The sequence below is a fragment of the Pedobacter sp. ISL-64 genome (assembly GCF_018613605.1).
GTDB lineage: Bacteria > Bacteroidota > Bacteroidia > Sphingobacteriales > Sphingobacteriaceae > Pedobacter.
The window spans coordinates 540,304-553,882 of the sequence record NZ_JAGGPU010000006.1 but is presented as its reverse complement, the minus strand read 5'-3'; the positions used below and the strand labels follow the sequence as shown (position 1 = coordinate 553,882).

5 protein-coding genes are annotated in these 13,579 nt (G+C 37.2%); all 5 read left to right on the top strand.

Annotated features, from left to right (window positions below; genetic code table 11):
- Window positions 1-4 precede the first annotated feature (4 nt).
- From J7E57_RS10345 to J7E57_RS10325, 5 genes are read left to right on the top strand one after another with little or no spacing between them, the layout of a single operon-like run.
- Window positions 5-3,091: a baseplate J/gp47 family protein gene (locus tag J7E57_RS10345; protein ID WP_215127704.1), complete on the top strand. Its 3,087-nt coding sequence runs from the start codon at window positions 5-7 to the stop codon at window positions 3,089-3,091.
- A complete protein-coding gene (locus J7E57_RS10340; RefSeq protein ID WP_215127702.1) occupies window positions 3,092-7,042 on the top strand; it encodes a hypothetical protein in 3,951 nt (1,316 codons plus the stop codon).
- An 11-nt stretch (window positions 7,043-7,053) separates the two neighbouring features.
- On the top strand, window positions 7,054-10,728 hold the full coding sequence (locus tag J7E57_RS10335) for a hypothetical protein (protein ID WP_215127700.1): 3,675 nt from the start codon (window positions 7,054-7,056) through the stop codon (window positions 10,726-10,728).
- A 4-nt stretch (window positions 10,729-10,732) separates the two neighbouring features.
- Entirely contained in the window at window positions 10,733-12,220 is a 1,488-nt protein-coding gene (locus tag J7E57_RS10330) for a contractile injection system tape measure protein (RefSeq protein WP_215127698.1), read from the top strand.
- Entirely contained in the window at window positions 12,187-13,569 is a 1,383-nt protein-coding gene (locus tag J7E57_RS10325) for an ATP-binding protein (RefSeq protein WP_215127696.1), read from the top strand. The genes J7E57_RS10330 and J7E57_RS10325 overlap by 34 nt, the downstream gene beginning before the upstream one ends.
- Window positions 13,570-13,579: the final 10 nt, after the last annotated feature.

Sequence of the window (13,579 nt, the reverse complement as noted above, 5' to 3'; positions counted from 1 at the left end):
TAAAATGAGTACCAATTGCAATAAAAATACTGCACCAAGAAACGGAACAAACCGTTTAAACCGCTTGCCAAAAGCTTTGGATGCATCTTTTGTTGCCATTGATGAAAGAAGTAAAGCAAGCCTTTATCAATTTTGCGATAGTTTGGCTGCTTACATTAACCATTACTATTTTGATGGAACAGAGAAAAAAACAGATTGGCAAAGTGTTTTTAATATCGATGAAATTAAAGAAGATGGTACATCAGAACCGCATTTAGCGCTTTTCGATTCTTTTTTGGATTTATATGCCATTGCCCAAAAAGACCTCAACCAGTTTACAGGTAAACATTTAGATTATTTTTTTGAAACGGTTTTAGGCTTCGAAAAAAAAGCTGCTAAGCCCGATAAAGTATATTTGATTGTAGAATTGGCGAAACACATTTCGCAATACATATTAAACGATAAAACTGAATTTAAAGCAGGCAAAAACAGTAAAAAACAAGAACAGTTTTATAAGCTGTTATCTTCATTCAGCTTTAGTCATACACAGGTAGCGAGCATTAAATCCATTTTGGTAGATAAAGCTGAAAAAACTAAAATTTATACTTCACCAATCGCTAATTCTGGTGATGGCAATGGGGGAGAGCTGGCCAACCAGGATGGAAGCTGGGATACTTTTGGCAATACTGACAGAATTAAAGCCAATATTGGTTTTGCCATAAGTTCTCCTTTGTTTAGAATGGCCGAAGGCAAACGTAAAATAACACTTACCTTTTCCTATCGTGCGCCTTACCTGGCAGCGCCGGTAATTAAGCCCGAAAATTTTAAGGCCAGTATTACCGCAGAAAAAGGGTGGACAACAGTAGACATTACTTCAGTATCTTTCATTAGTACCAGTGTGCTCGAAATGGTGATCCTGGTCGATGAAAGCAAACCTAAATTGGTCGATTATAGCCAAAAACTTCACTTAGAAGATTTCAGAACAGCTTTTCCGGTATTGAAGATAGAAATACTATCAAGCCCAAACATTTATAATAGCTTAACCTTTGCCGCAATAGATAGTGTGGCCATTAAAACGGATGTACAGGGGGTAAAAAATCTATTTGTACAGAACAGTTTAGGTAAACTCGATGCTGCTAAGCCTATGGAGATTTTTGGTCCGATTCCCAGTATTGGTGCTAATTTTTATATAGGCAGCAACGAGGTTTTTCAGCATGATCTTAGCAGTTTAAAGCTAAATTTTGAATATTTAGGCCTACCTACCGTTCCTTTTGTTACTTATTACGAACTTTACACCAATTTGGCTAATACTAGCAATGGCCGTGATGCAACCAAATATGTTAACAATAGTGATTTTAAAGCCGAAGTTTCCTTTCTCTTACACCGCAATTGGATAAATGCTACCTCAGCAGAGGTTGCACTCTTTACTGCAGCAGATACAGTCGCACCCAATGCAAAGTTCTCTGCAGATTTAAATATACCCGATACTTTCGATGCAGATTATGACACTGAAGTAAATGATGCTTATAACCTTGAGACCGAACGGGGCTACCTAAAACTTAAATTTACCAAAGGTACATTTGGCCAGGCCGATTATCAACTGGTATTTAGTACAGCGGTAATTGGTAAAACCACGGTGCCTAAATTGCCCAATCCACCATATTTACCGATCATCCAGAATTTAACGATCGATTATAGCTGCACAGCCACCTTAAATCTTTCGGTAGCTGGCGATGTTAAGTCAACTTATGATAACCGCATACACAGGTTCTATTTTATGGAGGCTTTCGGCCTTGCCGAAGCACATCCTTTTACACACGGTTCTGTGTCGTTACTTCCTGATAAATCCAACGAAGGCGAGTTATACATTGGCTTAAGCGATGCAATTGTCCCGCAAAATTTAAGTTTGTTGTTACAGGTGAGTGAGGGCAGTGCCGATCCCGATTTTGATAAAGCAATAGTAACATGGGCCTATCTTCAACATAACATCTGGAAAGAATTTAAAAACATAGAGATTTTAAGAGAACAGACAAACGGATTGTTAACCACAGGCATTGTTACCTTAAATATTCCTAAAACCGTAAATACCGATAATACTGTATTGCCAACCGGCTTGTTGTGGCTAAGGGCTTCAGTAATAAGCAATACAGCTGCAGTGTGCGATATTATTTCCATTACTGCACAAGCCAGTGAAGCTCAATTTGCTGTTTATGATGAGGTTGTGCCCGAAAAAATAGCTATCGAAGCAGGGGTGATTACCAAGCTAAAAGAACCCGATAGCGCGGTTAAAAAGGTAATTCAACCTTATGGCTCATTTGATGGGAAGGCAATAGAGAGCGGTAATGAATACTATTTAAGGGTTAGTGAAATTTTACGGCACAAAAGGAGATCCATTACCCTGTGGGATTACGAACGCCTTATTTTAGCCCAATTCCCGAATGTTTACACTGCAAAATGCATTAACCATACTTTTTATAATGGAAATGTGAGCAGTTATAATTCTTTATCGCCTGGCCAGGTAACTATTATTGCCGTACCCGATATTTCGATCAGCAATGCACCAAATCCATTAAAGCCGAAAGTTTCTAAGAATACATTAGAGCAGATTAAAACCTATCTGGCCAAAACCAATTCGGTATTTGCAAAATTGAATGTTCAAAATCCAATATTTGAAGAAATCAAACTTCATTTTCATCTCAAACTCCGTGATGGATACGAAGAAAATATTTATCTGCCTAAACTTAAAACGCAGCTTAAATCACTTTTGGCCCCTTGGACAAGCAACGCTGCTACACAGATGGAATTTGGGGGTAAAATAGAAAAATCGACCATTATCTATCAGCTCGAAAAGTTAGACTATGTAGATTACATTACCTGCGTTAAAATGTATCTGTTTAGGTCAGCGGGTTTAGAAGACATATCGACAAAAGATTTAGAAACAGCAGAAACTGCTACAGCGGCAAGTATTTTAACGGCCTATCCCGAGCATAGCATCATCAATATTAATGATATCCCGGGAATCAATAATCCGGATTGCGAGTGTGCCGATTGCAATGACAACGCAATAACAGACAGTAAATTTATTCCAATTAACGAATGCGGTTGTAATTAAATGAGCGATTTAAAAACCATATCGAAAAATAATCCGCAACAGGATAGCATGCAGTTTGATAAACTACGTGAAATTGGCATAAACCGCATTCAGGCTTTAAGTAAAAGCAATTGGAGCGATTATAACCTTCACGATCCGGGGGTAACAACGCTCGAAACACTTTGTTATGCCATAACAGATTTAGGTTACCGCTTGACCTTCAATATGCAGGATTTGCTTGCCAGTAATCCGAATTCTGCCGATGCTGATATCGACTTCCGTAATTTTTTCACCGCAAGGCAGATATTACACAACGCTCCCGTTACCATTAAAGATTTTAGAAAACTCTTAATGGATGTGGCGGTACAGGCAGGAGCAGAAACTTTAGGTATTAAAAATGCCTGGGTAATTCCTGCTGATGAGGCTGAAATGAAACTTTATGTAAATCAGTTACAACAAAAATTAGACTATTTCCCGACTGCTACGGATGGGACAGGATTTTTTGTAAAAGGGCTTTATAATTTTCTGATCGAATTTGATCAATCGGTAACCTACGGCGATTTAAATTCCAATTCTATTTCTGCCATATACATCATTAATAATTTTGCGCCCGATCCATTGTTGGAAGGGGTTGAAATAAAGGTAGAAATTCATTTCCCCCGCTGGGACGATTTAAGTATCGATTTTAATGACGATGCTTCAATAATTGCTAAAATTAAAACGCTGAAAATAGCTGTCGATGAATTGCCTGATGATTATAAATTAATTGATAGCAACGACACTGACCACACGGTTACCCTTGCTGGTACTAAGACGGTTGCCGAAGTTCCTGTTACCCTTGTAGGTCTTGATGCAATTGATGTCGATTTAAACCACTTCATTTTTAATGCTCCTAATGGATTATTACAAACCTACAAACGCAAAATAGGTGTAATAAAGAGCATTATAAAAAAGGCTGAAGATAGGTTGAATGACAACCGGCCACTTTGCGAAGATTATTTAAATACCAGGGCACTCAAAGTAGAAGAAATTGCCATTTGCGGCGATATAGAAATAGATCCTTTTGCTGATGCTGCAACCGTTGCCGCCGAAATTTATTTTCAGATTGCACAGTTTCTATCACCTGATGTATATTTCTATAGCTTGCCCGATATGAAAAACAAGGGAAAAGCGACCGAAGATATTTTTGATGGCCCAGCTTTGGAACATGGTTTTATAGACGACGATGAACTTAATGCATCCGAACAAAAATGTACCATCCATGTCAGCGATCTGATCAGGATTATCATGGATGTTAAAATTGATGGCAAACAGGTTGTTCAATCGGTTAGCGGGTTACAATTGGCTAATTTTCCAGAGGATAATGTACTGAATATATCAAAGAAAAGTGTTAAGTGGTGTCTTTCGCTAGCGATAGATCAATTTTATGTGCCCCGGTTATCCACTAATCTTTCTAATTTATCATTCTACAAACACAACCTTCCTTTTTCGTTTGATAAAGATGAAATGGAAGCAAAATATAAAGGACTTTTTGCCCAATCGAGGAAACGTTACCCTGTAAACCCAATTTTAGATCACGCGTTGCCAGTGGGCGACTGGAGAGAAATTACAGATTATACCTCAATACAACAAGATTTTCCAATGGTTTATGGCGTAGGTTCCGAAGGGATCCCGAATTTACCTACAACCGATGATGAAAGAAATCTTCGGATAACCCAGTCCAAACAATTTAAGGGTTTCTTGTCATTTTTTGATCAGTTGTTATATGGTTATCTGCAACAGGTAAATGGTTTAAAAGCACTTTTTAGCTTAAATCAGGATTTGGATGAATTTGGTCAGCCCTTATTAAATAAAACGTACTTCAGCGAACCCTTAAAGGCAACCGCAGGTAATGTAGATATTGTGCCCAATGCCACTGAACAAAAAATATTTATTGATGGTTATACGGAACATTTGCAGGGAATTACCGAAAGTAAAACCGATTTTGAAAAACGCAAAAACCGCTTTCTCGATCATCTGTTGGCCCGCTTTTGCGAGCAGTTTAGCGATTATGCTTTAATTGCCTACACCATTGACGGTCAAAAGGCCGGGGCAGAACTGATAAAAGATAAATTATCGTTTTTAAATGCCTACCCAGAAATTAGCAGCAATAGAGGAAAGGCATTTAATTACCGCAATGAACTTACCTGGTTTTATAAAAATGTTTCGGGTTACGAAAAAAGAGTAAGCCTACTGTTGGGCATAGATGCTAAAGGGGTAGAAGATTTACATTTTTCGAAAGCGTTTCGAATCCTGCCCGTATCCACAAGCTGGAATATCGAAACCAAGGTATTAACCAAAGTTCTTTTTGAGGGTGTTGACAGTTTTACAGATGTATTGGCTGCTCAATCTGCTATGGAGGAATTGATCAGTGCTGCAGTACATATCAATAACTATAAAATTGTATCGGGTAGTGTTGCTGGTAAATTCCAGGTTTTGCTTTTGGCCGATTTAATCAACGAAAAAATTATTGCCAAAAGTAAAAATACTACCCTAACCTTAACTACAGCCAATACATTAATTAAAAGTCATATTAATTTATGTACCAAAGAGTTATGTGATCAGGTTTTGTCGAGCCGTAAAAATTTAACACCACCGGTTTTAAATTACTTCGAAGTGCTTTCGCATACGGTTAACAATACAACAACACCACATCTCCATAAAATAACATACCAATTATTTGATAAACCTACAGAAGATGCAAGTAGAAAAGTAATACTAACCGGCGAAATTGAAGGGCCAGAAGTTAAAGGAATCGACGCGGCTGAAACGACGGCGGATACCGAGATTAGCTTACTTTGGAAACTAATCAGATTTGCTGCCGATGAGGATTATTACCGTTGCGAACCGCAAAATGTAACCGTTTCCACTCCTAATTACCATTTCGAAGTATTCGATATTTATGATAACATTATTGGTAAGGATAAAGGGAAAAATTACAATTATCACTTGGCCGAAATTATAGAAGACAGCACGGCTTCGCCAGTAGTTAAAATTGTTGATTCGCTAGCCAATAATGGCACCTATACCGTAAATAATACGGTAGCATTGGGACCAAATATCAAGGTGGAAATTAATGAAACACTCCCTGATAATTATCCTGATGGAAAATTAAGTTTTACAGAAACATTTAACGCTTACCTATACGAAAATGGCCGTAAGCTAACCATAACCGGGACCGATCTGACTGATAGATTGCGTATCGGCGATACCATGAGCTTAATTAAGCCTTTAGCCATTTTAATCGATTTTCAGATACTAAACATCAGTTTTTCTGATAATAAAACAACCATTATTTCTGATATTGAACTCGATTTTATGGTAGCACCCAAAGTTACCTATACCACGTTATTTGCAATTAAAAACGTTACACCAAAAACAATCGTAATCAGGGCTGGGATGGAAAAACTGGCCATTTCGGATATGGTTGCTTTTTTTAATAAGACATTTATTGATAGAGAAGGCATCCACTTGATTGAACATATCCTGTTAAGGCCAAAAAAACGTGATTTTGATAAACTATTAAACATTCATACGGATGTAGATTGTGTACAATGCAAAATTGCCGATACCTATAGTTTTGTAATGACAGCCGTTTTGCCTTATTGGCCCGATCGTTTCCGTGATCGAAATTTTAGAACTTTTATTGAGAAAACATTGAGGGAAGAATGTCCTGCGCATGTTGTACTCAATGTGTGTTGGATAAATCCTTTGCAAATGGGTCAGTTCGAAAAAGCATATAAAAATTGGCTCATTCAAATCAATACCACAAGTGCTGGCGATGCCGAAAGAGTTAAGGCACTTAAAAATTTTATAGAAATAATACAGGATTTAAGGAGTGTTTATCCATCAGGAAAGCTGCATAGCTGCAACGAAAACGAAGTGCAGAAAAACCCGCTCATTCTAAATCAAACTAACATTGGCATTTTTTAATTAATCTAGCTATGGAACTCATTAATAAAACAACGGTTTTTGAAGAAAACCAGGTACTTACGGCAGGTCAGCTTAATACCATGCAACAGTTCTTGTTTCAGGAAAGCAGATTAACCAGGACTAGATTGATTGGAATAGGGATTGTTTGTGGCTTGCATGCAACTTTTGGTGTAAATACCGTTCATATCTCAAAAGGGGTGGGGGTTACCTCATGGGGCTTTCTAATTTCGCTGGGCGAATGCGATTTAACACATTTTAAGCCATATACTTCGCCTGATGCATTAGATTATAAATATTTTAATAAAGCTCCGCTTTTAGAACTGGTTACTGTAGACAATGCCGCTGCGGTGGCGGCCACACCAATTAATGCCTCGTTGATTTTAAGCGATTATGTGGTTGTGCTGTTTCTGGAATCGGCAGCAAGGGATCTTAAAAGTTGTTTAGGCAAAAGTTGCGATGACTTAGGTAAAGAAAATACCTTCACCGTGCGTAAATTATTGATCAAGCTAACAGACCTTATCGATATTAATAGTTTTAATAAAAATAAAGGTGGAGCGATGTACCCCGCGCTATATAATTTAGAAACAATCGAATATCCACGGGCATTAATTACATCTATTGTAGCGACCAATTACCCTGCTTTAATTAATGCCTATTTGAGTCCGGTTGCGGCTATATTAGAAAAACTCAGCAAACAGTTAGGCATAATCTATAAAGAATTACCTGCATTGGTACGTCATTTTCCTGGAGTCGATTTTGATAACATCCGATCAATGTGGGAAGGAAAATTGACAGATCTCTCCGCTCAGTATTTAAGCGGAAAGGCTTACGGTTTTCAATATGTGTACGATGCTTTTGAGGATATCATAAAATCTTACGAAGAATTACGCTGTATAGCCATGCATCTGCACAGCGTTTGTTTACCCAATGAAGATGCCTTTCCAATGCATTTGATGTTGGGTACAAAGGCTTGTCCTCCTTCTATTTACCGTCAGGAATTTGAGTATTCACCTTTATTTAATGAGTATAAAGACTGGAGCAAAAAACTGGTTTCGGTTTTTGGAAGAACCTTGACCATGTTAAACGGTTATTACGATTCCTTAACCGAAAAAGGTGAAAGGGGCATTTTGGCTACACCAAGTAAAGAAAAGTGGCAAAACATTGGCAAGCGGGCATTCCCGATTTATTTCGATCCCAATATCGATGAATTTGAAAAGTACTGGAACGAATCTTTATGTCATGGCTGCGATAATGGCAAACCGCTCAGTTATCACTATCAAATGCCAGCAAACCTGCAACAGTACGGTATGAGCAAATTAGAAGCACCACTACTGTTTAATTTAACCGATACCAGTTTTTTTAGAACGGAAGGCCATTTAGCCATGCCTGAAGATGCAGCCGTTTTGCAGTATAAAAAACTACAGCGCCGCTTTAATCTGCCTTTTAAGGTCCGTTCTATTTTTATGGGTGAAGGTGGAACAGTGAAAACAGTTTGCCGTTATCCTGATCTCGATTCACAATATCTGGTATGGCGCAATGTAATGTTATATTATCTCAATAATTTAATCAAATACAGCACCCTGGCTGAAAAAATGGTAGCAAGGTTTGATGACGTAAAAGATGCAGCTAGAGATGCCGTTAGTGGTGCAAATGTTAAAAAGGAAGCTACAACGCATACAAATGCAGCAGGAATGGAAACTTTCAGTGATTCAGACGTTAATGCAGAGAAAAAATCTACATTCAGCAATATCAATACTGTTTTTATTAAGGCTGGCATGGTTAACGAACGCATCAACCAGGCCAATTATAGCAAAATAAACAATAGCAAAGGCAGACTGGAGCAAACACCCGACGACCTGCAGCGTGAAGCATTGCACTTGGTGGCCCGGTTTAACGATAACATAGAGGAATTAATTGCTACACTTACTTTAGAGTTTTCTGATTTTGATGAAAACCGCTTTAAATCGGCTTATACAGATTTAATTGTAACCTATGTAAGTGGGATGAAGCTCATGGTCAAAATTATCAATAATGAAGGCAATGCAGAACTAATGGCTTATCTCATGGCCGCCACTTTATTACATAGAGGCTTAAATGTATTAATGATCAGGCCTTATATCAATATTGGTACCTTAACCGATATTAGGTCGCAAAGGAATAAAAGCCTGGCTACCAATATTTCATTTTATGATTATATCCGCAAAGCAGGCGCTGTAGAACACCTGGCGGGTGTAAATAAAGGCAATACCCTATTGCTATTGTACCATACAGGCAAAGAAATCGAATACCAAACCATTGGAAAAGCGCCTGAAGCTGTGCCAGTAACCCATAAAGAAGCAGAGGTGGCCGAGCTCGTAACTGCCGAAAAGGCCATTAAAGCCAATTACGAAATAAAGTCTTCAGAAATAAAAGCACGTATACAAGAACGTGAAAATGAACTGGCCCAAACTGAACTTCAATTAAAAAAGACTTTAGAAAGTAGGACAGCCGAAATAAATAAACGTAAGGTATTAACAGGCGATGCAATCAAAAACGAAGAATCTCTCTTAAAAACTGAGCTGGAAACGAAAAGAAAAGAACTCAAATCGACAGAAGGTGATGCCACTAAAACCGAAGCGATTGAAAAGGAATACAAAGAAAGAGTAGTTTTACTGCGAAAAAATACAGAATCCAAAACAAAGGAGATCAGCGAACTGTCCAAAAAAATAAAATCTGAATGGGCAGAAAAGCAGAAAATAGGTGCTGAAGAAATAGAAAAAGCCAGGAGAGAAGAAACCGATGCACAAAAAGAGTACGAAACCCATTTAGCTGCACTTAATGAAAAGCGTAAGGCGGTAGAAAAAGGAGCAAAAGAGAAGGAGTTAGAAGAGATCGTAGTAATAGGCACAAAGAAAAACAGAGGTAAATACTTAAGTGGATTTGAAGCAAAGTTTAATGAACATTATGATAAACTGGTTGAAGAAATAGGCAAACAGGGTTTAGAGAATATCGCTTCGAATGTAATTGCCGATTTTACCCTTTACGAAGACGACAGTTGCTGCGAGTGTGATGTGAAAGATTACGTCAATAAAGAACTCACACCATTGGTGGTTCCAATTTCGCGTTTTGTGGTATATAATCAAAGTAGGATAAACACAGCCAAGATACAGGTGCTCAATAATCTATATCACCCAGGAGAATATAAGGTTATTGTTAAAAGTGACCCGGGTTTAGGTTCAGTAAGCTTTGAAGAAGAAATTTACGAGCCTAAATCAAATCTGAAAAAACAGATTTTGGTTTACAGCCTTGATCCGAAAAAGGTGGCAGAAAATAGCCGGGCAATGAAATCTATTATTGCCGTAGATGAACTTGAATACGCAATTGTTGAAAGTGAAACCGGCGAAGAGGTAGGAGCAGCAAAAATAACTTTCTTTATTGGCATGGGTAGAATAACCCCACAAACTTATAAGGTATATGGAACTTTAAATGGTGCCCAACGTTATTTAATTTCAGTAAATGATGCAAAAACAGGTGCCGAGGTAATTAAACAATATGAAGTTTCCATAAAAACCTATAGTATTGATTTGAGTCCCGGTAATTATAATATGACAGTAATTGACGCATTTCATTTAGGCATTAAACAAGATCGGTCAATTGAAATCAAAAATATAGACGTTGAGGAAAATTTCGAATTTGGAAAGAACTAATATCATGAACAAACACCTTATCCAATCGCAAAAAATGTTGCTCACTGTTGATAATCAACAGGATTGGGAAAAGGTGCAGGCAGAAATCGGTCATTTTTGTAAAACCAGGTTACCGGAAATCTTCAATACCATTTTCGATGAATTTGCCTTAAATAATACCATTCGCATCGATAAATTAGATATTGATTTGGGTAATTTATCTTTAAATAAGTTGATTCAAAGTGTTGAAGAACAAATTGTTATTCAGATATATGATTATTTTAAAAGTCACAATTTCAATAAAATAAATACTGCTACTGTTTTAGATAAGGAGCTTGATTTGTTCCTCGAAAATTTGAAGTTTCACCCTGAAGCACTTTTAAAACACAACTCAGGTTTATCCGGTAATAGTGGAACTGTTGCTAATGATTATGAATCGCTGGCATTTTATTGCCAAACAGGCTTAAAGCCCTGGTGGATACCTTCTGAAATTGCTTTTAAACCTGCTGAAATTTTATTGAGGCTTTTCAATATTGATCGAAATCTTTTTTATCAGTTTATTGTAGCGTTAAAGCACAACTCTACTAGTTATAACCGGTTAATCCAGCTCATTAACAAGCAGCTGTTTTTTTACCATTACCATCATTTTAAAACAGATATTATCCTCTTAAAATATTTAGAACCAAATATTAAACATGATTTATTTAATGTTATACTTGAGTATTGGCTTGAAGGTTTAAAACAGGATGAGCAGATACAAAATATGGATGATTTTGGACTTTGGCTTTTCTCGCTCGTGCAGTATAAACCATCGTTAAAAGCGGCTTTAGTTGATTGCATTGAGTTCAGTATTGTTGCCGTTAAGCTCAAAAAAGAAAAACTTGTGCTTCAACGTTTTAATAAATTACTAGCAGCAATTACAAAGAGCAAAGCATTGCCCAAACCTGAATTAATTATAGAAGAGGAAGTAAGTAAAAGGAGTATGATAAAGCAAAATAAAGTACTGGATAATGCATCTATTCTGATCGAAAATGCAGGTCTGATTATTTTGTATCCATATTTTAAAAATTTATTTAATGTTTTGCAATTGCTTAATGCCAATCAGTTTATTGATGAACTGTACAGGCATAAAGCAATAGTGTATTTGCATTATTTAGTTTATAACGAAATGCCTAAAGATGAAAGCAGTTTGATTTTTAACAAAATATTGTGCGGGGCAGATCCGGAAGTAGTAATAAAACTCAACGAGATCACATTTACGGAAGAAGAATTAAAGCAGAGTGCAGAATTAAAAGCAACGGCGATTAAACATTGGACAAAATTAGGTTCCACTTCGATAGAAGGTTTGACACAAACATTTTTAATACGGAATGGAAGTTTAATTTTTAAGGATGGCAATTATAATTTACATGTAGAAAGAAAAGGATTGGATGTTTTGTTAGACACTTTACCCTGGTCATTATCCATAATACGCTTACCATGGAACAATTATTTGATAAATCTGAACTGGTAAACACCACGCTTTTGCGGGGAAACGCAGATGCACTTTTGGCCGAGTTAAACTGGTTCGAAAAAGTGTTGCAATTGCGTAGTGCCATAAATGCAGGTAGCGTTGCTATAGGGGCTAGCATTTTTAATATACAACCACCAGATTTAAGTGGTTTTGATTCTACTTACGCCAGATTTTTAACCCAGCACCAACTTAAATTTGCTGATCGATTTTTGCTTTTTTTAGCAATGGTGAGTCAGATAAAACCCCAATGTTTAGATATATTTTTAGTTACTAATCCGCAAACAGGACAAATTTTTACAGAGTTTGGAGGAAAAAAGGGGAATGTATTCAGTGGTTTTTTACCTACGGCAGAAACATTTTTGTTTTTACTGGCATCTGATAACTTGATGTTACGCTTTGATTTATTAAAGCTTTTTGATGCCAGAAATCCACTTTTTGCCTTAAATGTTTTAGAGTACGAACCACTTCCGCCAGGCGAACCCATTTCGAGCATCCCATTACATATTAATAAAAATTGGTTCGAAGAGTTTACCACAGGAGAAAGGAGTAAGCCCCGGTTTTCGGCCGATTTTCCGGCTCATTTAATCGAAACCAATATGGAATATAGTGACTTGGTTTTACCTGAGCACACAATAGAACATTTAGAATTATTAAATTCCTGGTTAACACACAACGTTACCATGATGAATGATTTGGGTTTAAGGCATAAATTAAAGCCGGGTTTTAGAACGCTTTTTTATGGACAGGCCGGAACAGGAAAATCATTAGCTGCAGCAGTTTTGGGTAAAAAACATAATTTGCCCGTTTATCGGATTGATTTAAGTAGAGTGGTAAGTAAATACATTGGCGAGACAGGCAAAAACCTGGCAAAGGTTTTTGATGCTGCAGAAAACCAGGGATGGATACTCTTTTTTGATGAAGCGGATGCCCTTTTTGGAAAACGTACAAATGTAAGTGATGCCAGGGATAAGTATGCCAACCAAGAAACAAGTTATTTGTTGCAGCGGATTGAAGATCATAATGGTTTGGTAATACTGGCCAGTAATTTTAAACAGAATATCGATCAGGCATTTTTGCGCAGATTTCAATCGGTTATCGAATTTCCAATGCCTCAGGTAAATCAGCGTGTTATACTTTGGGAGCAAGGGTTTTCTCCGTTTACCAAGCTGGAGGAAAAGGTAAATTTAAATGAGATTGCCCAAAAATTCGAACTTACAGGAGGCGTAATCATCAATGTGGTGCAGTATGCAACCATGCAGATGCTTAAAGATGGGGGCAAAGAAATAAGACAAAAAGATATTATAGAAGGTATTAAGCGTGAATTAAAGAAATCAGGACGAACACTGTAGCAATGAGTAC

Bases quoted from the DNA above. Each gene is read 5' to 3' on its own strand.
- J7E57_RS10340 (WP_215127702.1), top strand. From the start codon at position 3,092: ATGAGCGATTTAAAAACCATATCGAAAAATAATCCGCAACAGGATAGC.
- J7E57_RS10325 (WP_215127696.1), top strand. From the start codon at position 12,187: ATGGAACAATTATTTGATAAATCTGAACTGGTAAACACCACGCTTTTG.
- J7E57_RS10335 (WP_215127700.1), top strand. From the start codon at position 7,054: ATGGAACTCATTAATAAAACAACGGTTTTTGAAGAAAACCAGGTACTT.
- J7E57_RS10345 (WP_215127704.1), top strand. From the start codon at position 5: ATGAGTACCAATTGCAATAAAAATACTGCACCAAGAAACGGAACAAAC.
- J7E57_RS10330 (WP_215127698.1), top strand. From the start codon at position 10,733: ATGAACAAACACCTTATCCAATCGCAAAAAATGTTGCTCACTGTTGAT.